The 23,033-nt window shown below is 66.6% G+C and carries 29 protein-coding genes and 1 pseudogene; 23 read left to right on the plus strand and 7 right to left on the minus strand.

What is annotated here, in order from left to right:
• Positions 1–71 precede the first annotated feature (71 nt).
• The 10 genes from QRT08_RS07920 to QRT08_RS07965 all read left to right on the plus strand — a co-directional run bounded on the left by QRT08_RS07920 (position 72) and on the right by QRT08_RS07965 (position 7,438).
• Positions 72–1,148, plus strand: a complete 1,077-nt coding sequence (locus QRT08_RS07920) for a glucose 1-dehydrogenase (RefSeq protein WP_286045398.1) — start codon at positions 72–74, stop codon at positions 1,146–1,148.
• Entirely contained in the window at positions 1,135–1,770 is a 636-nt protein-coding gene (gfcR, locus tag QRT08_RS07925) for a transcriptional regulator GfcR (protein ID WP_286045399.1), read from the plus strand. Before QRT08_RS07920 ends, gfcR begins: the two co-directional genes overlap by 14 nt.
• Before the next feature lie 38 nt (positions 1,771–1,808).
• Positions 1,809–2,153 (plus strand): glutaredoxin family protein, encoded by a 345-nt coding sequence (locus QRT08_RS07930; RefSeq protein WP_286045401.1) that lies wholly within the window; start codon positions 1,809–1,811, stop codon positions 2,151–2,153.
• A gap of 121 nt (positions 2,154–2,274) precedes the next feature.
• Positions 2,275–2,844 carry a DUF7110 family protein gene (locus tag QRT08_RS07935; RefSeq protein WP_286045402.1) on the plus strand — a complete coding sequence of 190 codons (570 nt, stop codon included), beginning with the start codon at positions 2,275–2,277 and terminating at the stop codon, positions 2,842–2,844.
• Positions 2,845–2,922: 78 nt separating this feature from the next.
• Positions 2,923–3,894 carry a phosphoadenosine phosphosulfate reductase family protein gene (locus QRT08_RS07940; protein WP_286045403.1) on the plus strand — a complete coding sequence of 324 codons (972 nt, stop codon included), beginning with the start codon at positions 2,923–2,925 and terminating at the stop codon, positions 3,892–3,894.
• Between the two features lie 237 nt (positions 3,895–4,131).
• Positions 4,132–4,362, plus strand: coding sequence for a hypothetical protein (locus tag QRT08_RS07945; RefSeq protein WP_286045404.1), 231 nt, complete (start codon positions 4,132–4,134; stop codon positions 4,360–4,362).
• 136 nt (positions 4,363–4,498) lie between these two features.
• Positions 4,499–5,452: a phosphoadenosine phosphosulfate reductase family protein gene (locus tag QRT08_RS07950; protein ID WP_286045405.1), complete on the plus strand. Its 954-nt coding sequence runs from the start codon at positions 4,499–4,501 to the stop codon at positions 5,450–5,452.
• A gap of 59 nt (positions 5,453–5,511) precedes the next feature.
• Complete coding sequence (nreA, locus tag QRT08_RS07955) at positions 5,512–6,819, plus strand: DNA repair protein NreA (RefSeq protein WP_286045406.1); 1,308 nt, start codon at positions 5,512–5,514, stop codon at positions 6,817–6,819.
• A gap of 61 nt (positions 6,820–6,880) precedes the next feature.
• Complete coding sequence (locus QRT08_RS07960; RefSeq protein ID WP_286045407.1) at positions 6,881–7,069, plus strand: hypothetical protein; 189 nt, start codon at positions 6,881–6,883, stop codon at positions 7,067–7,069.
• A 147-nt stretch (positions 7,070–7,216) separates the two neighbouring features.
• Entirely contained in the window at positions 7,217–7,438 is a 222-nt protein-coding gene (locus QRT08_RS07965) for a hypothetical protein (protein WP_286045408.1), read from the plus strand.
• Between the two features lies 1 nt (position 7,439).
• On the opposite strand, the gene QRT08_RS07970 is transcribed toward QRT08_RS07965, so the two are convergent.
• The 3 genes from QRT08_RS07970 to QRT08_RS07980 are packed head-to-tail and all read right to left on the minus strand — an operon-like array spanning position 7,440 to position 8,977.
• Positions 7,440–7,976, minus strand: a complete 537-nt coding sequence (locus QRT08_RS07970; RefSeq protein ID WP_483299935.1) for a DUF302 domain-containing protein — start codon at positions 7,974–7,976, stop codon at positions 7,440–7,442.
• Positions 7,977–8,017: 41 nt separating this feature from the next.
• Entirely contained in the window at positions 8,018–8,677 is a 660-nt protein-coding gene (locus QRT08_RS07975; protein ID WP_286045409.1) for a CPBP family intramembrane glutamic endopeptidase, read from the minus strand.
• The gene (locus QRT08_RS07980) at positions 8,678–8,977 is read right to left on the minus strand and encodes a DUF5789 family protein (protein ID WP_286045410.1); all 300 of its coding nucleotides are present in this window, start codon (positions 8,975–8,977) and stop codon (positions 8,678–8,680) included.
• An 80-nt stretch (positions 8,978–9,057) separates the two neighbouring features.
• On the opposite strand from QRT08_RS07980, the gene QRT08_RS07985 reads away from it, so the two are divergent.
• Entirely contained in the window at positions 9,058–9,633 is a 576-nt protein-coding gene (locus QRT08_RS07985; protein WP_286045411.1) for a GNAT family N-acetyltransferase, read from the plus strand.
• Here QRT08_RS07985 and QRT08_RS07990 read toward each other — a convergent pair.
• Positions 9,627–9,878, minus strand: a complete 252-nt coding sequence (locus QRT08_RS07990; protein ID WP_286045412.1) for a DUF8142 family protein — start codon at positions 9,876–9,878, stop codon at positions 9,627–9,629. The two genes, QRT08_RS07985 and QRT08_RS07990, sit on opposite strands and share 7 nt — an antisense overlap.
• Positions 9,879–9,950: 72 nt before the next feature.
• On the opposite strand from QRT08_RS07990, the gene QRT08_RS07995 reads away from it, so the two are divergent.
• From QRT08_RS07995 to QRT08_RS08015, 5 genes and pseudogenes are all read left to right on the plus strand, one after another.
• Positions 9,951–11,633, plus strand: a complete 1,683-nt coding sequence (locus tag QRT08_RS07995) for an acyl-CoA mutase large subunit family protein (protein ID WP_286045413.1) — start codon at positions 9,951–9,953, stop codon at positions 11,631–11,633.
• A 110-nt stretch (positions 11,634–11,743) separates the two neighbouring features.
• Positions 11,744–12,527, plus strand: a pseudogene (locus QRT08_RS08000) (aldo/keto reductase).
• Between the two features lie 51 nt (positions 12,528–12,578).
• Positions 12,579–13,319, plus strand: a complete 741-nt coding sequence (locus QRT08_RS08005; protein ID WP_286045414.1) for a hypothetical protein — start codon at positions 12,579–12,581, stop codon at positions 13,317–13,319.
• 51 nt (positions 13,320–13,370) lie between these two features.
• Positions 13,371–13,520 carry a zinc-ribbon domain-containing protein gene (locus QRT08_RS08010; protein ID WP_286045415.1) on the plus strand — a complete coding sequence of 50 codons (150 nt, stop codon included), beginning with the start codon at positions 13,371–13,373 and terminating at the stop codon, positions 13,518–13,520.
• A gap of 128 nt (positions 13,521–13,648) precedes the next feature.
• Positions 13,649–13,837: a DUF7333 family protein gene (locus tag QRT08_RS08015; RefSeq protein WP_286045416.1), complete on the plus strand. Its 189-nt coding sequence runs from the start codon at positions 13,649–13,651 to the stop codon at positions 13,835–13,837.
• A 21-nt stretch (positions 13,838–13,858) separates the two neighbouring features.
• Here the strand turns inward: QRT08_RS08015 and QRT08_RS08020 are convergent, their stop codons facing one another.
• Complete coding sequence (locus QRT08_RS08020; RefSeq protein ID WP_286045417.1) at positions 13,859–14,830, minus strand: transcription initiation factor IIB; 972 nt, start codon at positions 14,828–14,830, stop codon at positions 13,859–13,861.
• Between the two features lie 179 nt (positions 14,831–15,009).
• Here QRT08_RS08020 and rnhA point away from each other — a divergent pair, with 179 nt between their 5' ends.
• A complete protein-coding gene (gene rnhA, locus QRT08_RS08025; protein WP_286045418.1) occupies positions 15,010–15,603 on the plus strand; it encodes a ribonuclease HI in 594 nt (197 codons plus the stop codon).
• Entirely contained in the window at positions 15,596–16,144 is a 549-nt protein-coding gene (locus tag QRT08_RS08030; RefSeq protein ID WP_286045419.1) for a DUF7108 family protein, read from the plus strand. Before rnhA ends, QRT08_RS08030 begins: the two co-directional genes overlap by 8 nt.
• Before the next feature lie 7 nt (positions 16,145–16,151).
• On the opposite strand, the gene QRT08_RS08035 is transcribed toward QRT08_RS08030, so the two are convergent.
• Positions 16,152–16,505 (minus strand): PadR family transcriptional regulator, encoded by a 354-nt coding sequence (locus tag QRT08_RS08035; RefSeq protein ID WP_286045420.1) that lies wholly within the window; start codon positions 16,503–16,505, stop codon positions 16,152–16,154.
• A 196-nt stretch (positions 16,506–16,701) separates the two neighbouring features.
• Here QRT08_RS08035 and QRT08_RS08040 point away from each other — a divergent pair, with 196 nt between their 5' ends.
• The 5 genes from QRT08_RS08040 to QRT08_RS08060 all read left to right on the plus strand — a co-directional run bounded on the left by QRT08_RS08040 (position 16,702) and on the right by QRT08_RS08060 (position 21,313).
• On the plus strand, positions 16,702–17,235 hold the full coding sequence (locus QRT08_RS08040) for an inorganic diphosphatase (RefSeq protein WP_286045421.1): 534 nt from the start codon (positions 16,702–16,704) through the stop codon (positions 17,233–17,235).
• 247 nt (positions 17,236–17,482) lie between these two features.
• Positions 17,483–18,826 carry an alkaline phosphatase family protein gene (locus QRT08_RS08045; protein WP_286045422.1) on the plus strand — a complete coding sequence of 448 codons (1,344 nt, stop codon included), beginning with the start codon at positions 17,483–17,485 and terminating at the stop codon, positions 18,824–18,826.
• Between the two features lie 52 nt (positions 18,827–18,878).
• On the plus strand, positions 18,879–19,307 hold the full coding sequence (locus QRT08_RS08050) for a DUF5791 family protein (protein ID WP_286045423.1): 429 nt from the start codon (positions 18,879–18,881) through the stop codon (positions 19,305–19,307).
• Positions 19,307–20,185, plus strand: coding sequence for an SDR family oxidoreductase (locus tag QRT08_RS08055; protein ID WP_286045424.1), 879 nt, complete (start codon positions 19,307–19,309; stop codon positions 20,183–20,185). Before QRT08_RS08050 ends, QRT08_RS08055 begins: the two co-directional genes overlap by 1 nt.
• A gap of 39 nt (positions 20,186–20,224) precedes the next feature.
• On the plus strand, positions 20,225–21,313 hold the full coding sequence (locus tag QRT08_RS08060) for an aldo/keto reductase (protein WP_286045425.1): 1,089 nt from the start codon (positions 20,225–20,227) through the stop codon (positions 21,311–21,313).
• Positions 21,314–21,323: 10 nt separating this feature from the next.
• On the opposite strand, the gene QRT08_RS08065 is transcribed toward QRT08_RS08060, so the two are convergent.
• Positions 21,324–23,024, minus strand: coding sequence for a radical SAM protein (locus QRT08_RS08065; RefSeq protein ID WP_286045426.1), 1,701 nt, complete (start codon positions 23,022–23,024; stop codon positions 21,324–21,326).
• Positions 23,025–23,033: the final 9 nt, after the last annotated feature.

Raw genomic sequence — 23,033 nt, forward strand, 5'->3', positions numbered from 1 at the left:
GGCGCCCAGCGGCAGAAATATTTACTCGAAGAAGAATAAATGTTTTGTTCCTGCGACCCCTACCGCCGGTCATGGACGCAATCGCGGTTCGAGAGGGCGAACACGAACCGAGCGTGATCGACGTTCCGAGGCCCAAACCGGGGGCGGGCGAGGTGCTGGTTCGCACCCTCCGGGTGGGCGTCGACGGGACGGACAGGGAGGTCCTCGAGGGCGGCCACGGGGAGTTCCCCGAGGGCGAGGACTACCTGATACTCGGCCACGAGGCGGTCGGCGTCGTCGAGGACACAAACGGGACCGACTACGAGGAGGGCGATATCGTGGTGCCGACGGTCCGGCGGCCGCCGAACGGCCCCAACGAGTACTTCGAACGGGGCGAGCCCGACATGGCCCCCGAGGGCCAGTACCACGAGCGGGGGATCGTCGGCGCACACGGGTTCATGGCCGAGTACTTCACGAGCCCCGCCGAGTACCTCGTGCGGATTCCCGACGGGCAGGCGCCGCTTGGCTTTCTGATCGAGCCGATCAGCATCACCGAGAAGGCGCTCGAACACGCCTACGCCTCGCGGTCGGCCTTCGAGTGGAACCCCGAGAGCGCCGTCGTCCTCGGCAACGGGAGTCTCGGACTGCTGACGCTGGCGATGCTCGTCACCACCCACCCCTTCGAGCGGACCTACTGTGTGGGCCGACGCGACCGGCCCGATCCGACCATCGACGTCATCGAGGAACTCGGTGCGACCTACGTCGACTCGCGGGAGACGCCCGTCGACGAACTCCCCGAGGCGTACGAGGGGATGGATCTGGTCTACGAGGCGACGGGCTACGCGAAACACGCCTTCCAGACGATCGACGCGCTCGCGCCCAACGGCGTCGGCGCCCTCTTGGGAGTGCCCGGCCCGTGGGAGTTCGAGATAGATGGAGGAAAGCTCCACGAGGAATTCGTCCTCCATAACAAGGCGCTCGTCGGCAGCGTCAACTCCCACGTGGGGCACTTCGAGGCCGCGAGCGACACCCTCGCGAGCCTCCCCGAGTCGTTCCTCGACGCGCTCGTGACCGGCGTCTACGGGACCTCCGAGTGGGAGCGGGCGTTCGCGGATGACGATACGACTATAAAAACGGCGGTCGAATTCGCCACGTATGAAGAACGTTGACGACCTGATCGAGAGTGCCGCCGAGCTAGCCGAACGGGGCCTCTCGAAGGGCGAGATCGCGGACGAACTCAACGTCTCGCGGGAGACGGCGAGCTGGCTGGTCGAACGAAGCGGACGGGCCGAACCGCCCGCCGAACCCGAACAGCGGGGCAAGCCCGCCGACATCCACGTCGATTGGAGCGCGATCGGCCGCGACAGCGCCCGCCTGTCGTACGTCTCGCGGGCGATGGCCGACCTCCTCCGCAAGCAGGGCGAGGAGATCGACCTGACGGTGGGAATCGAGAAGGCGGGCGCGCCGCTGGCGACGATGGTCGGCCGGGAGCTCGATACGGACCTCTGTAGCTACGCCCCTCGCAAACACCAGTGGGAGGAGGGCGACATGGAGAACCTCGGCGGGAGCTTCTCGCGGAACTTCGCGCAGATCCGCGACCGCGAGTGCTACGTGATCGACGACACGATCACGAGCGGGACGACGATGAAGGAGACGATCCAGGCGATCCGCGAGCAGGGCGGCGAACCCGTCGCCTGCGTCGTCCTCGTGGACAAACAGGGCCTCGAGGAGATCGAGGGCGTGCCCGTCTACTCGCTGGTGCAGGTCATCCCCGTCGGGAGCGACGAGTAGGGAAAACCGCTTTCCCCGTTCGCTCCCTACGGGGGCGTATGACGTTCCAACCCGACCAGGGACTCTCCCAGGAGGAGGTCACCGAGCGCGTCGACAGTACGATCGAGGACAACGAGGTGGTGCTGTTCATGAAGGGCAACCGGCTGATGCCCCAGTGTGGTTTCTCCCAGCGCGCGCTCGACCTGATCACCCAGTACCGCGAGGACGTCGAGTGCGTCGACACGCTCGAATCGCTCGACGAGTACCGCGCGGCGCTCTCGGAGCACAGCGGCTGGGAGACGACGCCCCAAACCTACGTAAACGGCGAGTTCATCGGCGGCAGCGACATATTGGCGGAGATGGACGAGCGGGGCGAACTCGCGGCGGCGCTGAACGCCGAATAGGCCGTCGGTGCAGGCAGTACTTTTTTGTAGGGAAAGGTCATATATGTCTGGAGCACCTATTAGCGACTGCACGGGCACGATCGCGGATCGGAAACACCCACCCCAGAGCCATCCACAAACAATGTCAGGGCGCGTATATCAACTTCATTCGACGCTGGAACTACCCCTCGAGAGAGTCACCGACTACTTCGAATCGGATCCGGAACTCCCGGAGCAGATCGACGACATCGACATCACGAGGCGAAACAACACGCTGATCATCAAGTCCGTCGCCCGCGAGGGGACGGTAAGCAAGTACACGCCGACCGCCCAGTTGAAGGCGAGCGTCGCCGAGACCCGCGTCTACGAGGAGGAACCCGAGACCGGCCCGGGCGCGCCGCCCGCGTGGGGCGAAGAACAGGAGGAAATTCCTTCAGAACTCGTCGAGTTCGCCGCGTTCAAGGGCGACCGCGAGACCGTCCTCCAGAACACGGCGCTTCAGTTCCCCATGTTCGAGGTGCTCTGTGCCATCGCCCAGGAGGCTGAGAAGGGCACACTGACCGCGATCGCGGAGCGCGACGGCGAACTCGAGGCGACGAAGATCGTCGACGGCGAGAAACGCCCCGCGACCGTCGAGGTCGTCGAAGGACCGGGGAAGGAGACCGCCCCCGCCAACGGGATCAACTGGCGCGACAACAAGTTCATCTCGTAACCGCGTGCGCTGTCACCACACCACGTGACAGGGCGTAAACCCTTTGTGCGTCCTAATTAAATCTCATTAGCGTACACCATGCCCGAAGGCTTTCCCGACTACCTCGACGTGGATTACGAGGACGGAGACGGTGAACACCCGGAGGACTACCCGACGCTCGACGCGAAGATCGAGAAGGCGATCGACGTCACCCGCCGCGGCCTCGAACAGTACGAGAACCCCGCGGTGATGTGGACCGGCGGGAAGGACTCGACGCTCACCCTCTATTTCATCAAGGAAGTCGCGGAGGAGTTCGATCTGGAGGTGCCGCCGGCGGTGTTCATCGACCACTACCAGCACTTCGACGAGATCCACGAGTTCGTCGAGAAGTGGGCCGACGAGTGGGATCTAGAGGTCATCTACGCGCGCAACGACGACGTCGGCGAGTACGTCGATTCCCGTGGTTTGGAGCCCGGCGACGACATCGAGATCAGCGAACTCAACGAGCAGAACCGTCACCACGTCCGGGACCTGCTCGAGTACGAGGACGACACCTTCCCGTTCCTGCTCGACACCTACGTCGGCAACCACCTCCTCAAGACGGTGGCGCTGAACAACACGCTCGAGGAGTACGACATCGACGGCGTCATCTCGGGGGTGCGCTGGGACGAACAGGAGGCACGCGCCGACGAGACGTTCTTCAGCCCCCGCCACGACCCCGACATCTACCCGCCTCACGACCGCATCCAGCCCATCCTCCAGTTCGACGAACCCGCCGTCTGGGACGCCTTCTGGTACGTCGTCGTCCCCGAGACGGTCGAGGGCTACCCCGAGGAGGGCTACGTCCCCGAGGGCTACGACGACCTCCCGGAGGGCATTTCTCAAGAGGACATCCCGATCTCGCCGAAGTACTTCGAGGGCTTTCGCTCGCTCGGCAGCGAGATCAGCACCCAGAAGGCCGAGGAGGAGCCCGCGTGGCTCCAGGACCTCGACGGGACGACCGAACGCGCGGGCCGCGCCCAGGACAAGGAGGACCTGATGGAGCGCCTGCGCGACCTCGGCTACATGTAGCCCGGGTTCACACCCCCGATCGAAACGAGTCCGATCGAGCGATGTGGCGCTGGCGTTCGGCCGAACCCCCTTATCGGTATCACGGACGGCCCGCTCTGGATACCACCGAGACCCGAGTCGACCGACCCGCGTCGGACCGTCCGGTGTGTGACGGTAAAACACGCCTTAGAGTGGCTCTACACCCCGTGAGAGTGTCTTTCAGGTAATATACTTACAGCCGCGGAACCTACTGCGAATATGAACGAATCGACCCGTTCACGGACCGTGAAGAACCGTTTCAGAGACCCCGAAGTGACGATCGCGGCGGGCCTGCTCGCCATCGGGGCGGCCATCTACGCGATCGAGACGATCGCGCCGACGCTCCTGCTCGACGAGGGGGACCCCGCGACGTTCGCCGCGGTCTTCGGCGTCATCGGTCTCCTCTATCTGGCGGTCCTGCTGGTCTCGGAGACCGCCGGCGGCGCGTAGCGCCATCGAAAACCACCGACGAAGCTCTACAAACGGCCTGCGACGGCCGTTGGATCGGACTGTGGGACCGTTTTTTCGTGCGACGACCCCGCGACGGAGGCAACATAAATTACGACCGGGAACGTCACTGCCGGTAATGGCCGAGTTCCCGACGTATCTCGACGTGGACTACACCGACGGCGAGGGCGAGCGCCCGAACGACTACCCGACCCTCGACGCGAAGGTCGAGAAGGCGATCGAGATCACGCACGTCGCCCTCGACGAGTACCGCGATCCTGCGGTGATGTGGACCGGCGGGAAGGACTCGACGCTCGTGCTCTACTTCGTCCGCGAGGTCGCCCGGGAGTTCGATCTGGAGGTCCCCCCGGCGGTGTTCATCGATCACTTCGAGCACTTCCCGGACGTGCTCTCGTTCGTCGAGCGGTGGGCGGAGGAGTGGGACCTCGACCTGCGCTACGCGCGAAACGAGGAGTTCGCGCGTCTGGGTGCCGAGCCGGGCGACGAGATCCCGATAGACGTGCTGAGCGAGGAGACCAGACACGAACTACGCGAGCGCCTCGGGTACGAGGGCGAGACCTTCCGGTTCAGCGCCGACAGCTACGAGGGCAACCACCTCCTCAAAACGGTGGCGCTCAACGACGCCATCCGCGAGGAGGGGTTCGACGGCGTGTTCTCTGGCGTGCGCTGGGACGAACAGGAGGCACGCGCCGATGAGACGTTCTTCAGCCCCCGCCACGACCCCGAGAAGTACCCGCCACACGACCGGGTCCACTCGATCCTCCAGTTCGACGAGCGTGCCGTCTGGGACGCGATGTGGAACCACGTCGTCCCCGACGCGATCGAGGGCTACCCCGCCGGCCACGTCCCGCAGGACTACGACGACCTGCCCGCCGGCATTACCCAGGAGAACCTGCCCGTGAGCCCGAAGTACTTCGAGGGCTTTCGCTCGCTCGGCAGCGAGCGAGGGTCAGCGAAAAGCGACGACCGCCCGGCGTGGCTCCAGGACCTCGACGGGACGACCGAACGCGCGGGCCGCGCCCAGGACAAGGAGGACCTGATGGGACGGCTGCGCGACCTGGGCTACATGTAGCGCCGGCCGAGCGACCGCCAGCCGAACGTTCAAGCCCCTCGGCCGCCTAAGACGGCCGAATGCGACTCGACGAGTACATCGAGGGGTTCGAGCGCGACGAGGCCGCCGAGCGCAGGCGCCTCGCCCGCGAGAAGTCCTACGCGATCACCGACTACCTCGACGAGGTCGAGGACCGGTTCAACGACGCGCTCTCGGGCGGGTCGCTCGTCGGCTCGACCGCCCCCTCGATCTTCGTCGGCCACTCGAACTATCCCAAGGTCTCGACGGGGCTGCTCTCGCCGGTCGGCGACGAGGAACACGCCGCCGAATACGCCACCGACGGCACCTGGTACCGCCAGGGCCTCTCGATCGAGGACGTCGTCCAGCGGCGCACCGGGCTGTTGAACGCCAACCGCTTTACGGACGTGCGCGCGGCCGGCCTCGGTCCGACGACCGGGGGGACGGACGCCCCCTCGGTCCACGACGTCTGGGACGGGTTCGTCGGCACCCAGCGCGAGGTCGCCATCGCGGACCGGCCCGTCGGCGTCGAGATCGGCCTTTCCGACTCGCGCCTGGAGTTCGACCTCCCCGACGGGGACACCGCCGCGCCCCGCGGTCCCCGGGCGGGCGCCGAGTCCGCGACGCTCACGGAGAACCCCCACGTTCCCCGTCCCGTGGAGAAGACCTTAGAGGACGACGACTGGCGCGCCGAGGGCGCGATGACCTACCTGTATCGACGGGGGTTCGACGTCTACGAGATCAACCGCATCCTCTCGGCGGGCGCGCTCGGCGAGGCCGAGAGCCGTCGGCTGGTCCCCACCCGCTGGTCGATCACGGCGGTCGACGACACCGTCGGGAAGTACCTCCGGGGTTCGATCCGCTCGAACCCGAGCGTCGACGAGACGCGCGTGTTCTCGAGCGAGTACATGGGCAATCGCTACTGGGCGATCCTTTCGCCGGGTAACTGGGAGTTCGAACTCGTCGAGATGAAGGCGCCCGGCAGCGTCTGGAACCCCGTCGGTTCGGAGGTCTGGATCGCGAGCGACCACGAGGGCTACGAGGGGAGAACCAAATACGTCGACGGCGGCACCGCGGGTGCCTATTATGCGACCCGACTGGCCGCGCTCGAATACTTGGAGGAGATCGGTCGGCAGGCGAAGGTGCTGGTCCTGAGACACGTCTCCGACGAGTACTGGGCTCCTGTGGGAGTGTGGCAGATCCGCGAGAGCGTCCGGGACGCCTTCGAGGGCGAGAGCGGGGTCGCAGAAACCCTCCACGACGCGGTCCGTGGGGTCGAACCCCTCCTCCCGATCTCGACGGGCGATCTCCGGCGATCCTCCGAGATGGTCGCGGGCGTCCAGGCCTCGCTCGCGGACTTCTCGACGTGATTCGGCGACCGCACTCGACGGCGGCCACAAGAGCTACGGCGTCCGTCGGCCGATCCGGGGTATGCTCCTGTTCGGCCCGATTCCTGGTGGTATCGAACTCGCGGTGATCCTGCTCGTCACGCTGGTGGTGCTGTTCGGTCCGGTCGTTCTCGCCGTCATCGCCGGTCTCCGCCTGTACAACCGGCGTTCGAGCCGTCTCGGCGAACTCGAAGCGGAGGTCGAGGAGCTTCGCGAGCGCGTCGAGGAGTGATACTGTCGGTCACGAGACTATGACCGTCTGTGTCACGATTCATCACCAACAGCGCATCTGCTGCCCGTCGTTGCCACCGGCGATGGCCGGAGGTATGACCGACAGTATGAGCCGAACCCTTATCTCCTCGCCCCCGTATGCACGTCCATGGGTTCGATCGCGACCCTGGGAGCCCTCTCGCCCGCCGAACTCGCTCTCCTCGCGCTGATCGGCTTGACGCTCGTGTTGCCGGTCGTACTCGCGCTGGCGCTCGAACGGTTCGTCTACAAGGGGGAGGCGGCGGATCCGGTCGGCGTCGCCGAGTTCGAACGCCGGTTCGATCACGGCGAGGCGTGGACCGAGCGACTCCGCGAGGACCGCCGACGATAGCCTACTCGTCGGCGTCGCGCCGCGCACCCGAGCGCTTGCCCTGCCCCTCGCGTTTGCCGCCCTGCCGCCCGCGCGGCTTCTCGCCGCCGGATCCGCTGGAATCGAGGTTGTCGAAGGCCTCCTCGGTGAGCCGGCTGGTCTCGGCGACGACCTCCTCCCACGCCTCGTCGTCGGGGGCGATCCCCGACAGCCGGGCGACCTTCATGATCGAGACGTGATAGACCTCCTGGACGCCGAGTTCGACCTCGCGGACGACGACGTTACACGGGAAGAGCGCGCCGATGTCGTTGGTCACGTCCAGCGCCTCGTTCGCCATCTCGGGGTTGCACGCGCCCAACACGTAGTAGGGGTCCCGATCCACGTCGATCTTCTCGCGCAGGAGCTCCGAGGGGGAGAACTCGACGGGGACGCCGAATCCAGCGCCCTCGAAGGCCTGACGGACGTGCTCGACCGCCTCGTCGTGGCCCATGTTCAGCGTCACGCTTCGCTCGCCGATGTCCTCGGCGGTCAGCTGCGACGGGTCGATCGGTAGGCTCATGTCCGAGCCATGGACCGACGGCCCCAAAAAAGCCGGGCCGGCTACAGCGGCAGCGGCACCCACGAGAGCCACTGGAGCACCAACTCGGGCGACACGAGCGGGTCGTGGAGCACGAGCCAGTCGAGCAACACGAGCCCGCAGCCGTGGGCGACCGTCGAGGGCAGGATCGAGTCGGCGTGGTAGTCGACCGCGCCGAACAGCACGTCCGTCGGCCCCGAGAGGACGAGTTCTATCGGCGGCTTGCTCACGTGGAGCAGCGCGTAGACGACCGGGCTGATGAAGATGCACTTCGCGCCGAGGTCGCGCACGCCCACGCAGAGCAGTCCTCTGAAGTAGGTCTCGGTGGCGAGCGCGAGGACGAACAGCTGGACGGCGTGGGGGACGAACGTCCCCAGGTCGGGTGCGGTCTCCCACAGCGGGTAGAACTCCCGGACGCTGGGGAGCGTCGAGCCGACGAGGTAGAAGGGGAGGACGAACGCGGCGAGCAACAGGGTGTCGCGGACCGCCCGGCGGTCGACCCGCCAGCCGACGTGCTTGCCGTGGGCGAGCCCGAGGCCGAGGGGGACGAGGAGGTACAGGACGGTGTCGCGGAGGACCCGCCCGGTCAGGGTGGCCGTCGACCAGTTCACCCAGACGAGGAGGACGACCGTCGCGACCAGCAACGACCGCTGGACCCACGAGAGCCGTCCCGGGATCGACATCTACTCGGCGGTCGGCACCGGACCGGTCTCGGTCACCGCGCGGCAGGCGTCGAGGAACTCCTGGCGGCTCTCGAAGTAGGTGACGTCGGTCCCGTCGAGGAGTTCCCCGACCGATTTCGGTCCGCGAGTGGTCCGGACGACCGTCTCGCCTTCCTTCCGGCGGATCTCGCTTCGCTGGACGGGCCAGTGGAGCCGGGAGGCCACGCGCGCGATCGGTGCGCCCTCGACGGGGACGCCCTCGCCGAGGTCGACGAGCGGAGCCTCCTCCTCTTCGGCTTCCTCTTGGTCTTCGTCGCTCATGCGCCGGTATTTGCGAGGGGCGCGATTCAACCTTTCGGTCGCCGTGAAAGGCTTTTACTCCGGGCGTCGTAACCCCGAGTATGTACGTCCGAGGTGCCAAGAAACGAGAGGAGGTCTGGCTCCTCGACGAGATCGAGCGACTGGGCCTCGACGAGGCGGCGTTTCGATCCCGCGAGTACGTCATCGCGCTCGACGAGGAAACGGGCGAGAAGGCGGGGTTCGGCCGGCTCCGGCTCTACGACGAGGTCTGTGAGATCACGAGCCTCGGCGTCGTCGAGGCGTGGCGCGGGCAGGGCGTCGGCGCGCACGTCGTCGAGCGCCTCGTCGATCACGCGAGTGACGAGGGGTTCGAGACGGTCTACGCGCTCGCGCCCGAACCCGACTACCTGCTGCAGTTCGGGTTCGAGCCGATCGAGCGCTCGGCGCTTCCCCCGCCGCTCGGGGAGCGTCTCGACGCCAAACGCGAGACCCACGAGGAGGTGATCGCGACGAGCCTCGCCGTCGGGACGTTCTCGATGCCCGACCGGTTGCGCGAACGCTTCAAGGAGGCGTCGCCGGCGCCCACGGCCGACGACGACGAGGAGACGCTGCCGCCCGAGGAGTTCGGGATCGACCCCGAGACCGCGACCTACAAGTACGACACCGGCCGTCAGTAGTCCTCGCGGTCGCTGACGAAGCCGCTCTTGAACGCGACCCACGTCAGCACGCTCATGAACAGGATGGGGGGGAGGATGGCGAACCCCCAAATCGGGTTGAGCCCCCAGCCGAGCACGAGCGCGACGTTCGTGATCCCGAGGAGGACGAACGGCAGGGTGTACTTCGCCGCGCGAACGCGGTCGCTACGGTCCTCGGTCGGGATCGGCGACCCGTCGCCCTCGTCGGGCGCGACCGGCGTGTCCATACGCCCGTGTGGGCCCCGTCGGAGAAAAACGACACGGAGCGAATTAAGAGCCTGCGCGCGGTAGACTCTCGCATGTTCGATCAGGAGGATCTCGAATCGATCCGCGAGGGGAAAGAACGGTGGAACGAGGAGACGCGCGGCCCCACCGTCGAGCGCTTCGGCGAGCGAAAGGAGGCGTTTACGACCGACACCGCCGGCCACGAGATCCAGCCGCTGTACACGCCCGACGACGTCGCGGACCTCGACTACGAGGAGGACATGGGGTTCCCCGGCGAGAACCCCTATACGAGGGGTGTCTACTCGACGATGTACCGCGGGCGTCTGTGGACGATGCGCCAGTACGCGGGGATGGGCACGGCCGGGGAGACCAACGAGCGCTACCGGTACCTCATGGACCAGGGCCAGACCGGCCTCTCGATGGCCTTTGACTTACCTACCCAGATGGGCTACGACTCCGACGCCGAGATGGCCGCCGGCGAGGTCGGCAAGTCGGGCGTCGCCATCGACTCCGTGCGGGACATGAAGACCGTCTTCGAGGGCATTCCCTTGGAGGAGGTCTCGACCAGCATGACGATCAACGCGCCCGCCGCCGTGTTGCTCGCGATGTACATCGCCGTCGGCGACGAGCAGGGCGTCCCCCGCGAGGAACTGCGGGGGACGATCCAGAACGACCTCCTGAAGGAGTACATCGCCCGCAACACCTACATCTACCCGCCCGAGCCCTCCATGAGGGTTATCACCGACGTCTTCGAGTTCTGCGCCGAGGAGGTGCCCAACTTCAACACGATCTCGATCTCGGGCTATCACATCCGCGAGGCCGGGGCCTCTGCGGCCCAGGAACTCGCGTTCACCCTCGGAAACGGCATCGAGTACGTCGAGGCCGCCCTCGACGCCGGCCAGGACGTCGACGAGTTCGCCCCGCAACTCTCCTTTTTCTTCAACGCGCACAACGACGTCTTCGAGGAGGTCGCCAAGTTCCGCGCCGCGCGCCGGATGTGGGCGACGATCATGGAGGAGCGCTTCGACGCCGAGACCGAGGCGGCCAAGCAGTTGAAGTTCCACACGCAGACCGCGGGCTCGATGCTGACCGCCCAGCAGATCGAGAACAACGTGGTTCGGGTGGCCTATCAGGCGCTCGCCGCAGTGCTGGGAGGGACCCAGAGTTTACACACCAACGGGAAGGACGAGGCCCTCGCGCTACCCACCGAGAAGAGCGTTCGGACGGCGCTCAGAACGCAGCAGATCCTCGCCCACGAGTCGGGTGCCGCGGACACCATCGATCCGCTCGCGGGCAGTTACTACGTCGAGGCGCTGACCGACGAGATCGAGGAGGAGGCGTTCGAGATCATCCGCGAGGTCGACGACCGGGGCGGGATGCTCGAGGCCGTCGAGGACCAGTGGGTCCAGCGCCAGATCCAGGACGTCGCCTTCGAGCGCCAGCGCGAGATCGAGGACGGTAGTAGAGTGATCGTCGGCGTCAACGAGTTCGAGATCGACGAGGAACCCGAGATGGACATCGAGGAGGTCACCGGGGAGGACCAGCAACGACAGATCGCCCGCTTAGAGGAGGTTCGGGCCGAGCGCGACGACGAGGCCGTCGCCGAGGCGCTCGCCGCGCTCGAAGGGGCCGCCGAGGGCGAGGAGAACGTCATGCCGCCGATCCTCGAGGCGGTGAAGGCGGAGGCGACGACCGGCGAGATCTGTGACGTTCTTCGGGACGTCTTCGGCGAGTACCAGCCGGGCAGCGCGCTCTGAGCGCTTCCGAAGGACGAACTTGCTGACGCATCCCGAACGCCTATTCCTCTCACGCCGCACCATCGGGTATGGACTCACCGACCAGTGACGACGTAGCCAGCGTGAACGGGATGCCCATGCTCGGGCTCGGGACGTGGGAGAACGAGGACGAAGAGCAGTGCGCAGAGAGCGTCCGGACGGCGCTGGAGACGGGCTATCGCCACGTCGACACCGCACAGGCCTACGGCAACGAGGAGAGCGTCGGCGAGGGGATCGAGCGCGCCGGCGTCCCCCGCGAGGAGGTGTTCCTCGCGACCAAGCTCTGGATCGAGAACCTCGCGCCCGAGGACGTGATCGAGAGCACCGAGGAGAGCCTCGAGAGGCTCGGGACCGACTACGTGGACCTCCTCTACATCCACTGGCCGGCCGGCGAGTACGACCCCGAGGGGACGTTCGACGCGCTCTCGACGCTGGTGGCCGACGGCCTCGTCGAGAACGTCGGCGTCTCGAACTTCGAACCCGAGCAACTCGACGAGGCGCGCGAGGCGAGCGCCGTGCCGATCTTCGCGAACCAGGTCGAGTGCCACCCCCTCCTCCCCCAGGAGAGCCTGCGAGCGTACGCCGACGAACACGGCCTCCCGCTGGTGGCGTACTCGCCGCTCGCGCGCGGCGAGGTCTTCGACGTCCCCCAACTGGAGGAGATCGCCGAGAAGCACGGCGTCAGCGCCGCACAGGTCAGCCTCGCGTGGCTCCGCGAGAAAGGGGATCACGGCGATCCCGAAGGCGACGAGCGAGGAGCACGTCCGTGACAACTGGGAGTCGCTCGCGCTCGACCTCGACGCCGAGGACGTCGAGGTCATCGACGGGATCGACGAGCGGGAACGGAGGGTCGATCCGAGCTTCGCCCCCTGGTGATCTCTTTTATTTTATCGAAACAGTAAAGTAATTTGATAGTATCCTATCGGTATGGCAGTGCGGTCACACCGCTCGGGAACCGTCGGAGCGATCCGACTCGACCTGAAGCGGTTGCACGAGAGTTGGATGGAACTGTTCTTCCCGCGCCAGCGCGGCGGTGCGCATTCGGTGCTCGGGAAGTGGACGCCGAGCACGACGAGCGGCCGGGTCGCCTATGGGGGGTGGGCGGGGCTCGGTGCGTTCGTCGTGGCGCTGTTGTACCCGCTCGTGGTGGTCGGCTTCGCGCTTCGGTACTACACCCGCCGGATCGACCGGGCGGCCGCGAGCCTGGGAGTAGCCGGCGTCGTGGGCCTCTCCACGCTCGTCTGGGGGGGGCTGACGATCGTCGCCCACCTGCAGTTCTCCCGGCGGGGGTTCGTCGCGGTCGCGGCCGCGGCGGTCGTCGCGACGGCGGCGGCGGCCGCCGCCGTCGCGTTCTCGCGCGCTGGCGGGCGGGGGACGACGATCGTCCTCGCGTACCCGTCGGCGATGACCGCGCTCTTCTTGCCGCCCGTGGTCGCCGCGTTGTTCTCGGTGACGCTCGGGTCGGTGGTCTTCCCGGGGAGTACGGAACTCGCGATCCGACTGCTCGACGGACCGCTCGCGGCCGCCGGGGCGAGCGAGTTCCTGCGCGACAACTATACCCTCGAAGGGGCGGCCTACGTGGCGATGTGGTTCGCGATCGCGGTCCCCGTCGGATGGCTGCTGGGCTGTGTCGTTACGCTCGCCAACCTGGTTCGGCCCTCCCGGTGAGGACGATATCTAAACGGTTATTAGTCCGCGGTGAGGACGGCTACATCACCCATGCTGATCATCGACACTGTTCGAGCGTACCTCACCGAGGCGGAACAGACCGTCTCGGAGTGTCGACACTGCGGGACGACGGTCGATGCCGGCACGAAGCGATGTCCCGAGTGTGGTCACGAGGCGATCGCGCGATACCACGTCGCGTAGCGCCGAAGGCCGCGTCGGCCAGTCGAAATCCTCCGCTCGTCTCTGTGCATCGACCCCCGTGAGTCGTGCGGACGGCGAACCCGTGTGCGCCGCGGAACCCTTATTCCCGCCGCGCCGAAGGACCACGTATGGAGTTCGACCTCCCAAAGACGGCGGCGGTCTTCGCCGCGCTGATCGCTCTCGGCGTCGTCGGGACGACCCCGATGATGGGGACCGGAACCGTCCTGATGATGGTGTTGCCCTCGATGGTCGTCTTCGGCCTCGTGGTCCTCGCGCTGGGCGTCAAACACGGCGAGTACCGCGCGACCCGCCGATAGCCGGGTGGATCGGAGAAACGGCTAGCTGTGGATACCCATCGCCTCGATCTGTTCTTGATACCGGTTCCGGATGGTGACTTCCGTCACCTGCGCGACGTCCGCGACCTCGCGCTGGGTCTTCTTCTCGTTACACAGCAGCGACGCGGCGTAAATGGCCGCCGCCGCATACCCCGTGGGTGACTTGCCCGAGAGCAGGCCCTCCTCGGCGGTGGTTTCGATGATCTCGTTAGCTTTCGACTGTACTTCTTCCGAGAGTTCGAGTTCGGAGCAGAATCGGGGAACGTACTTCTTCGGATCGACGGGTCGCATCTCGAGGCCGAGTTCCTGGGAGATATACCGATAAGTCCGGCCGATCTCCTTTCGCTCGACCCGCGAGACCTCGCTGATCTCCTCGAGGCTTCGGGGGATGCCCTCCTTCCGACAGGCGGCGTACAGCGCCGCGGTGGCGACGCCCTCGATCGAGCGCCCCCGGATGAGGTCCTCCTTGAGCGCACGCCGGTAGATCACCGAGGCGACCTCTCGGACCGAGCGGGGCACGCCCAGCGCGCTGGCCATTCGGTCGATCTCGCTGAGCGCGAACTGGAGGTTGCGCTCGCCGGCGTCCTTCGTCCGGATGCGTTCCTGCCACTTGCGCAGGCGGTGCATCTGGCTGCGCTTCTTCGAGGAGATGGACCGGCCGTAGGCGTCCTTGTCCTTCCAGTCAATCGTCGTGGTGAGCCCCTTGTCGTGCATCGTCTGGGTCGTCGGCGCGCCCACCCGGGACTTGCTCTGGCGCTCCTGATGATTGAACGCCCGCCACTCGGGGCCGGGGTCGATGTTGCCCTCCTCGACGACCAGACCACAGTCATCGCAGATGAGTTCGCCCCGATCGGAACTCTTGACGAGGTTGTCGGACGCACACTCCGGGCAGGTGCGTGTCCCTTCCTCCTCCGAAGTTCCTTCGGGGTGCTCCGTCTCGTGCTCGCGCTCCCGCTGACGGGTGGACCGTGTCATCGCACTTAAATAGTAGTGCAACCAGAACACTTAAACCCTTGGTCCGGTTCGTGACCTGTCCGTAACGACAGAAGATGCGGAGATCGGACGAGAGTCGCTTTCGGTGGGGTCTACCGGCCGTTCTGCCCGACGACGGAGGACCAGAACGGCTATATCGGAGAACGGGCGAGCGTCAGACAATGCCCTCACTCCCCTACGATCCCGACGAGGCACGCGAGAAGCTGGAAGCCGCGGGAGCGAGCGTGACGAGCGGGAACACGGACCACGAGCGGTGGCGCGCGGAACTCGGCGGGGCGAACGCGGTCGCGTACGACGGGACGGTCGTCGTCCAGGGCGCGCGCCCCGCGGACATCGAGTCGGTCCTCCGGGAAAGCGGCGGACGGGTCCACTGCTACTTCGACGGCGGCAGCCGCGGCAACCCCGGCCCCGCGGCGATCGGCTGGGTGCTCGTCTCGGGCGACGGGATCGTCGCGGAGGGAAGCGAGCGGATCGGGGAGACGACGAACAACCGCGCGGAGTACGAGGCGCTGATCCGAGGGCTGGAGGTCGCACGCGAGTACGGCTTCGACGAGGTGGAGATCCGCGGGGACTCCCAGTTGGTGGTCAAACAGGTCCGGGGGGAGTGGGACGCGAACGACCCCGGGATGCGCGAGCGGCGCGTGCGCGTCCACGAACTTCTCGCGGAGTTCGAGGAGTGGTCGATCACCCACGTACCGCGGGAGGTAAACGAGCGCGCCGACGACCTCGTGAACGAGGCGTTCGAGGATGGCTGAACTACCCGACGACGTCGTCGAGGAGACGACGCGGCTGACGAAACTCGCACGCGCGGCGGTCGACGACAAGGAGGCCGCGGCCTACCGCCGCCACCGGGCGGAACTGCTCGACGACCACGACTTCACCGCGCGCGTCCGCGAGGAGGACGCCGCGGCGACCCTCGTCCTCCACCCCGCCGAGTGGGTCGAGGACGGGACGATCCGTCCCGGGCGGATCGACGACACCGACCGGGCGATCGAGGTCCAGGTCGCCGGACCGGAGAGCCCCGGGGACTGGGACGCCGTCGAGGAGCACAACCGGGCGGTCGCGGCCCGCGTCCGCGAGGCGCACGGCGACGTCCACGGCGACAACGCCGACGCCTTCGCCGATTTCATGGGCAACCACTACGCGAAGCCCGTCGAGGACGCCACCCCCGAGGAGCGCGCGGAGTTCCTCGCGGAGTACTTCGTCCGAAACGCGTGGCCGAGCGAGGACCAGAAGGAGGCGATAGAGCGGTCGCTCGAACACGTCGAAAAAACGGCGAAAACGGACCGGTCGTAGCGACGAGCTACGCGTCGATGAGGGCCCGAACGTCCTCGGCGCGATCCTCACCGGTGACGAGCTTCGAGAAGACCCAGTTCAACTGGCCCAGGACCGTCGCGTAGCCGTCGTCGGTCAGCTCGTACTGGTTGGTCCGCTTGTCGAGTTCGCTCTTCGCGACGAGACCGCGCTCGACGAGGTCGTCGAGGTTCGGGTACAACCGCCCGTGGTTGACCTCGGTCCCGTAGTAACTCTCTAGTTCACGTTTGATCGCCAGCCCGTACATCGGCTCCTCCGCGAGGATGACCAGGATGTTGTGCTGGAACGCGGTCAAATCGTGTGCTGTCTGCTGGGTGCCCGGAACCGCTTGTGCCTCTGACATCACCGTAGAACATGTCATCCGCCTATTTAAGAGTTGCCAACCATTCCGTTCGTTTCCGGAGATATTACCGGATAGTATCGACATATCTAGTAAATGAAACCCCAGACTAGTGTTTATATTTTGTAATGTCAAGTGAAGGGAGGGCGGACGGGTGTCGAAAGGACTTTTTCCTCGGGCGAAGCAGGACGAACCGGCAATGACGAACCTCTGGGAGGACCTCGAAACGGGACCGAACCCGCCCGAAGAGATCTACGCGGTCGTCGAGTGTCTCAAGGGCGAACGCAACAAGTACGAGTACGACAAGGACATCCCCGGCGTGGTGTTGGACCGGGTGCTCCACTCGAACGTCCACTACCCCTCCGACTACGGGTTCATCCCGCGCAGTTACTACGACGACGAGGACCCCTTCGACGTGCTCGTGCTCGTCGAGGACGCGACCTTCCCCGGATGTGTGATCGAGGTCCGGCCCGTCGCCCTGATGAAGATGGACGACGACGGCGAGCAGGACGACAAGGTGATCGCCGTCCCCTCGGAGGACCCGCGCTACGACCACGTCGAGGACTTAGAGGACGTCACCCAGCAGACCAGAGACGAGATCGACGAGTTCTTCTCGACGTACAAGAACTTGGAGGAGGGCAAGGAAGTCGAAACCCAGGGCTGGGAGGACCGCGAGGCGGCCTACGACGCGATCGAACACGCACAGGACCTCTACGAGGAGCGGTTCGGCTGATACACGGCAGTAATCACCCTCTCGGTTCGGGATGTGTTATAATTATGAGTAATCTTTTGAGGGCGGGGAGCGTACGGGATCGTATGGCAGCACGCACGCCCGCAGTGGGCATCTCACACCCGACGGTCGTCCCGACGAACGCCGACGTCGGATCCGACGAGCGCCCGGAGCCCGACGAGAACGCGACCGATCGGTAGCCCGCGGCGTGAAACGAAGGTTCTTGTAGGGGACGCCAGTAGAGGGTCACATGGGTCTCTTCGATCGGATACGCGGCGGCGAAGACCTGCCTCGTGTCGCGTTTATCGGTATCGACGGCGTTCCGCACACGCTCCTCTCGGAACACCCGGAGGAGTTCCCGAACTTCGCCGCGATCGCCGATGAGGGGACGGCCGACGCGATCGAGAGCATCGTCCCGCCCGAATCGAGCGCCTGCTGGCCCTCGCTGACGACGGGACAGAACCCCGGCGAGACCGGCGTCTACGGCTTTCAGGACCGCGAGAACGGCTCGTACGACACCTACGTCCCGATGGGCCGCGACGTCCAGGCGACCCGGCTGTGGGATCGCGTCACCGAGGCCAACCGGAACGCGACGGTGATGAACGTCCCCGTGACGTTCCCGCCCCAGCGAACGGTCCAGCGGATGGTCTCGGGCTTTCTCTCGCCCGGCCTCGACAAGGCCGCGTATCCCGACGAACTCCGCGAGACGCTCTCGGGCCTTGACTACCGGATCGACGTGAACGCGAAACTCGGCCACGACGAGGACAAACGCAAGTTCATCGAGGACGCCCACGAGACGATCGACGCGCGCTACGAGGCCTTTTCACACTACATCACGGAGGACGACTGGGACCTCTTTTTCGGCGTGTTCATGACCACCGACCGGGTCAACCACTTCCTGTTCGAGGACTACGAGCGCGACGGCGAGTACAGAGAGGAGTTCATGGACTTTTATCGAAAGCTCGACGGGTACGTCGGCAACCTGCGCGAGCGCCTCGCCGACGACGTCACCCTCGTCATCGCGAGCGACCACGGCTTTACCACGCTCGACTACGAGGTCCACTGCAACCAGTGGCTCGCCGAGGAGGGGTGGCTCTCCTTCGAGAACGAGGACCATACGGAACTCGGCGACATCGCGACCGACGCCCGCGCGTACTCGCTCATCCCGGGTCGGTTCTACATCAACCTCGAGGGGCGCGAACCGCGGGGGAGCGTCCCCGAAGACGAGTACGAGTCGGTCCGCGCGGAGCTCAAAGCCGACCTCGAGGCGCTCGAAGGACCGAACGGCGAGACGGTCTGCGAACGGGTCGTCGAGAAGGAGGACGCCTTCCGGGGCGACCACGACGACATCGCGCCCGACCTCGTGGCGATCCCGAACCACGGCTTCGACCTCAAATCGGGGTTCAAGGGCCACGGCGAGGTCTTCGGGAAGGGGCCGCGAAACGGGATGCACAGCTTCGACAACGCGACCCTGCACATCGACGGCGAGGCGACGATCAGCGACGCCAACCTCTACGACATCGCGCCGACGATCCTCGACCTGATGGAGGTCGAGTACGACCGCGGCGAGTTCGACGGCGCGAGCCTCGTCTGATTTTCGACCCCGATCGAGGGTATTCTTCAGGGACCGGCCCGTAGGCCCGGACATGCTCTATCGCGATCTCGACGGGAGCGAAGCCGAGAGCCCAGAGGACCTGCGTCGCCAGTACGAGTCGGAACTCGCGGAGGTCGTCGAGTCGGTCGGCGTCGAACGCGCCGCCGAGGAGACGGGGATCGGGACGGACCGACTGGAGGCGCTCGTCGCGGACGAGTCGCCGGAACTCACCGTCGAGGACGCCGCGAAGATCCTCGCGCTCTCGGAGGAGGAACCCGACGCCGAGATCGTCCGCGCCGAGATCGAGGACCGCCTCCTGCTTGGGATGACCACCGCCGTGTTGGACGTCGACACCATCGCCGCCAATATTCAGGGAGATCTCTCGGGCAAGGAGGTCCACCAGCGCGTCGAGGGCCGCGCCCCGATGACGCTCGCCGAGTACGCGAGGATCCACTACTTCATCGGGGAGCGAAAGCGCTGATGCGCGTCGCGATACTGGGCTGTGGCTATATCGGGTTGGAACTCGGCAGACAGCTCACGGCTCGCGGCCACGACGTCGTGGGGGTTCGGCGCTCCCCCGAGGGATGCGAGGCGATCGAGGAGGCCGGTTTCCAGAGTGTGCGGGCGGACGTCACCGACCGCGACGCGCTCGCCGGCGTTCCCGACGCGGACGCGCTCGTCTTCGCGGCGAGTTCGGGCGGGCGCGGTGCCGAGGCCGCCCGCGAGGTCTACGTCCGCGGGCTCGAAACCGCCATCGGGCACTTCGCGGGGCGGGCGGACCCGCCCGAGCGGCTGCTCTACACCTCCAGTACCGGCGTCTACGGCGACCACGGCGGCGAGTGGGTCGACGAGGAGACGCCCACGGAGCCGGCAACCGAGAAGACCCGCGTGCTGTGGGAGGCCGAGGAGACGGCGCTCGATTCCCCCATCCCCGGCACCGTCGTTCGCTTCGCGGGGCTGTACGGCCCCGACCGATACCGCCTCGAACGCTATCTGGAGGGGCCCGTCACCGAGGGGTACCTGAACATGGTCCACCGCGAGGACGCCGCGGGCGCGGTACGATACCTCCTCGAGGAGAACCTCGCACGCGGCGAGGTCGTGTTGGCGGTCGACGACGAACCCGTCGACAAGTGGGCGTTCGCCGACTGGCTCGCCGAGCAGTGCGGGGTTCCCGAACCCCCGAAGGAGACCAAAGAGGAGCGCCTTTCCGATCCGAACCTCTCCGAGCCCGCCCGACGGCGACTCGAGACGAGCAAGCGCTGTTCGAACGCGAAACTCCGCGAACTCGGCTACGAGTTCTCCTATCCCACCTTTCGGGAGGGGTACCGCGAGGCGGTCGCGGCCTACCCGCGCCGGTAGGAGCCGACAGTATATTCCGCTCGCGCCGGTAGTCCCCCCATGGCGACCGCAGACGGCACCTGGTCCTACCGGGATCGGTTCGGGGAGGAGTTCGGCCGGACGTACTTCCGGCGCTTCGGCGACGGCGTCGTCTCCAGTCTCGGCCTCGGGACCTACCTCGGCGACCCGAGCGACGCGGTGGACGAGAGGTACGAAGAAGCGATCACGGCGGCGCTCGAAAACGGCTGTAACGTCCTCGATACGGCGATCAACTACCGCCACCAGCGAAGCGAGCGCGTGGTGGGACGGGCGCTCGCGGGGGCGGACGTCGACCGCGAAGCGGTGCTGGTCGCGACCAAGGGCGGCTTCCTCCCCTTCGCCGGCGAACGACCCGCCGATCCGGGCGAGTACGTTCGGGAGGAGTACGTCGATCCGGGGGTCGTCGACCGCGAGGAGTTGGTGCGCGGGAGCCACTGCATCGCGCCCGACTTCCTCGAGGACCAACTCGATCGTTCGCTGTCGAACCTCGGTCTAGAAACGGTCGACCTGTACTACGTCCACAACCCCGAGACACAGCTCCAGGAGCGCTCGCGCGAGGTCGTCTACGACCGGCTAGAGGCGGCGTTCGCCCGGCTAGAGGAGCGCGTCGCCGCGGGCGACCTCCGGTACTACGGGGTGGCGACGTGGGACGCGTTCCGGGTTCCGCCCGACCACGCGAGCTACCTCTCGCTTCCCGAGGTCGCCTCGCGGGCGCGGGCGGCGGCGAAGGCGGCCGGAAACACCGCGACCCACCTCCGAGCGATCCAACTCCCCTTCAACGTCCACATGGCCGACGCCTTCACCGTCGCGGCCCACGAGGGGAGCGAGGGAACCGAGAGCACGCTCCGATTCGCCCGGAGGGCCGGGCTGAACGTCTTCACGAGCGCGAGCATCGGACAGGGACGATTGGCCCAAGGACTCCCCGAGGCGGTCGCCGAACGCCTGGAGGGCGAGTCCTCGGTACAGAAGGCGATCAACTTCGCGCGCAGCGCGCCGGGCGTGACGAGCGCGCTCGTCGGGGCGAGTTCGCCAGAGCACGTCCGCGAGAACCTCGACGCCTGTCGGTTCGATCCGATGGGCGCGGAGGCGTTCGACCGGGTCTTCGAGTGAGCTCCGACACTCACGCGAACCGCGAGAGGTCCACGCCGGCCACCTCGCCCGCCTCCCGTGCGGAGTCGTAGGGCCGGCCGACGACGATGTCGCCCGCGGTCGACCGCCCGAGACCCGGGATCGCCGTGAGTTCGTCCATCGTCGCGCCGTTGACGTCGAGCGGGTACGGAACCGCCGTCACCGACCGGTAGCCGTGGTCCACGACCGCGACGTCCATCGTGGTCCCGAGGTCGTGCTCGCCGGGCACGCCGATCAGAAGCGAGTAGGTCCCCAGTTGTCGCCCGAAGGTCCTGCCGTTCTCGTGGTACTCCATGTGGACGTCCTCCAACACCGTTCCCGCGGGCGCGACCCGCTTCAGCATCGGGTTGTCGATCTCCTCGCGGACCTCGCGTTTGTACGGCTGGAACTGGCGTTTGTGCTCGCGGGCGATGTCGGCGCCGGTCTCGGCCATCTCCGTCCCCGCGAACGCCATCACCTGCCGGATGTTGATCCGCCGGACCATCAGCCCCTCGTCGTAGACCCGCTGCAGGAATTGCTTGTTGTGCTCGTAGGTCTCCTCGCGCTCGCCCATCAGCCCGTGAACGAGGTTGATCCCCGGCAGGAGTTTCGGCAGTCGATCCCCGGATCCCTCGCCGTGTGAGGGACCCGTTCCCGGTTTCTCTCCGGGTCGCCACCCGCCCTCCTCGTTGACCACCCGCACCGCCTCCAGACACTCCTCGGCGCTCACGAGCAGGTTGTTCTCCTCTTGAACCACGGGATCCGCACTCTCCAATCCGAACGCCGCGGTGTCGCCGGGCGTGTTGTGCTCGGCGATGATCCGGATCCCCTCGCGCGACTTCTCGGGATACTCGACGATCGTCACCGGGTTCATGTTGTCCAGATGCAGCGTCCCGAGGTCGGGGACGGCCTCGCGGATCCCGCCGTAGAGCTCCCGCAAGGCGTCGGGGTTGGGTGCCTCGCCGTCGCCGCCGAACGCGAGGATGTCGGCCTGCCGACCCAGCCGGAAGTGGCGGGCGCCGTGCTCGGCGAGGTGCGACACCTCGCTGACCACCGAGTCGGCGCTGCGGAAGGCTGGATCGCCGTAGAGCGGCTCGGTACAGAACGAACACCGGTACGCACAGCCCCGCGAGGTCTCCATCTCGCAGATCAGGTAGTCGGGGTGATTGGGGTGCTGTTCGATCACGAACGCGCCCTTCCGGCTCCAGCGGTCGATCTCCCCGTTGTCGCGCATCCGGTCGCCGAACCCTTCGAGTCCCGATTCCACGAGGTCGGCGGCGGCGGCCTCGACGTCGCCCTTCGCGACGAAGTCGTAATCGAGGTCCTTTCGCTCCATGTCTTGGGCCCCGGCGTTCTCCTCGCCGACGCCGAACCTCACGGGCCCGCCCATCAGGCTGGTTCCACGGGAAACCCACGCCAGTTTCTTCACCTCGTCGGGCTCGGCGGGCGTCCCGCCGACGTACTTCCCGGGGACGGTCATCCCGCCGATGTAGACCATCAGATCGGCGTCCTCGACGTCGCGCCATTTTCCCCTGTCTTCGCGCAACTCGTCGATCGTGTGGTAGGTGATTTCCTCTCGAGCGACGCCCGCATCCACCAGCGCGCCCGCGGTGTAGCGGGGGTACGTCGAGACGTAGGGGGGAACCCCGAAGTGTGCCGGCTCGTCGACGTAGCCGTCGACCAGCGTCACCGAGAGCTCGGAGGGGTCGGTCATACCCGCTCT

Origin of the sequence: Halalkalicoccus sp. NIPERK01, assembly GCF_030287405.1 — an archaeon.
GTDB lineage: Archaea > Halobacteriota > Halobacteria > Halobacteriales > Halalkalicoccaceae > Halalkalicoccus.

Bases quoted from the DNA above. Each gene is read 5' to 3' on its own strand.
- QRT08_RS07945 (WP_286045404.1), top strand. From the start codon at position 4,132: ATGAACGAATCGACCCGTTCACGGACCGTGAAGAACCGTTTCAGAGAC.
- QRT08_RS07950 (WP_286045405.1), top strand. From the start codon at position 4,499: ATGGCCGAGTTCCCGACGTATCTCGACGTGGACTACACCGACGGCGAG.
- QRT08_RS07990 (WP_286045412.1), bottom strand. From the start codon at position 9,878: ATGGACACGCCGGTCGCGCCCGACGAGGGCGACGGGTCGCCGATCCCG.
- QRT08_RS08065 (WP_286045426.1), bottom strand. From the start codon at position 23,024: ATGACCGACCCCTCCGAGCTCTCGGTGACGCTGGTCGACGGCTACGTC.
- gfcR (WP_286045399.1), top strand. From the start codon at position 1,135: ATGAAGAACGTTGACGACCTGATCGAGAGTGCCGCCGAGCTAGCCGAA.
- QRT08_RS07970 (WP_483299935.1), bottom strand. From the start codon at position 7,976: ATGAGCCTACCGATCGACCCGTCGCAGCTGACCGCCGAGGACATCGGC.
- QRT08_RS08020 (WP_286045417.1), bottom strand. From the start codon at position 14,830: ATGACACGGTCCACCCGTCAGCGGGAGCGCGAGCACGAGACGGAGCAC.
- QRT08_RS08040 (WP_286045421.1), top strand. From the start codon at position 16,702: ATGACGAACCTCTGGGAGGACCTCGAAACGGGACCGAACCCGCCCGAA.
- QRT08_RS08050 (WP_286045423.1), top strand. From the start codon at position 18,879: ATGCTCTATCGCGATCTCGACGGGAGCGAAGCCGAGAGCCCAGAGGAC.
- QRT08_RS08015 (WP_286045416.1), top strand. From the start codon at position 13,649: ATGGAGTTCGACCTCCCAAAGACGGCGGCGGTCTTCGCCGCGCTGATC.
- nreA (WP_286045406.1), top strand. From the start codon at position 5,512: ATGCGACTCGACGAGTACATCGAGGGGTTCGAGCGCGACGAGGCCGCC.
- QRT08_RS07975 (WP_286045409.1), bottom strand. From the start codon at position 8,677: ATGTCGATCCCGGGACGGCTCTCGTGGGTCCAGCGGTCGTTGCTGGTC.
- QRT08_RS08060 (WP_286045425.1), top strand. From the start codon at position 20,225: ATGGCGACCGCAGACGGCACCTGGTCCTACCGGGATCGGTTCGGGGAG.
- QRT08_RS07985 (WP_286045411.1), top strand. From the start codon at position 9,058: ATGTACGTCCGAGGTGCCAAGAAACGAGAGGAGGTCTGGCTCCTCGAC.
- QRT08_RS08055 (WP_286045424.1), top strand. From the start codon at position 19,307: ATGCGCGTCGCGATACTGGGCTGTGGCTATATCGGGTTGGAACTCGGC.
- QRT08_RS08030 (WP_286045419.1), top strand. From the start codon at position 15,596: ATGGCTGAACTACCCGACGACGTCGTCGAGGAGACGACGCGGCTGACG.
- QRT08_RS08010 (WP_286045415.1), top strand. From the start codon at position 13,371: ATGCTGATCATCGACACTGTTCGAGCGTACCTCACCGAGGCGGAACAG.
- rnhA (WP_286045418.1), top strand. From the start codon at position 15,010: ATGCCCTCACTCCCCTACGATCCCGACGAGGCACGCGAGAAGCTGGAA.
- QRT08_RS07935 (WP_286045402.1), top strand. From the start codon at position 2,275: ATGTCAGGGCGCGTATATCAACTTCATTCGACGCTGGAACTACCCCTC.
- QRT08_RS08005 (WP_286045414.1), top strand. From the start codon at position 12,579: ATGGCAGTGCGGTCACACCGCTCGGGAACCGTCGGAGCGATCCGACTC.
- QRT08_RS07940 (WP_286045403.1), top strand. From the start codon at position 2,923: ATGCCCGAAGGCTTTCCCGACTACCTCGACGTGGATTACGAGGACGGA.
- QRT08_RS07965 (WP_286045408.1), top strand. From the start codon at position 7,217: ATGGGTTCGATCGCGACCCTGGGAGCCCTCTCGCCCGCCGAACTCGCT.
- QRT08_RS07960 (WP_286045407.1), top strand. From the start codon at position 6,881: ATGCTCCTGTTCGGCCCGATTCCTGGTGGTATCGAACTCGCGGTGATC.
- QRT08_RS08035 (WP_286045420.1), bottom strand. From the start codon at position 16,505: ATGTCAGAGGCACAAGCGGTTCCGGGCACCCAGCAGACAGCACACGAT.
- QRT08_RS07995 (WP_286045413.1), top strand. From the start codon at position 9,951: ATGTTCGATCAGGAGGATCTCGAATCGATCCGCGAGGGGAAAGAACGG.
- QRT08_RS07980 (WP_286045410.1), bottom strand. From the start codon at position 8,977: ATGAGCGACGAAGACCAAGAGGAAGCCGAAGAGGAGGAGGCTCCGCTC.
- QRT08_RS08045 (WP_286045422.1), top strand. From the start codon at position 17,483: ATGGGTCTCTTCGATCGGATACGCGGCGGCGAAGACCTGCCTCGTGTC.
- QRT08_RS07930 (WP_286045401.1), top strand. From the start codon at position 1,809: ATGACGTTCCAACCCGACCAGGGACTCTCCCAGGAGGAGGTCACCGAG.
- QRT08_RS07920 (WP_286045398.1), top strand. From the start codon at position 72: ATGGACGCAATCGCGGTTCGAGAGGGCGAACACGAACCGAGCGTGATC.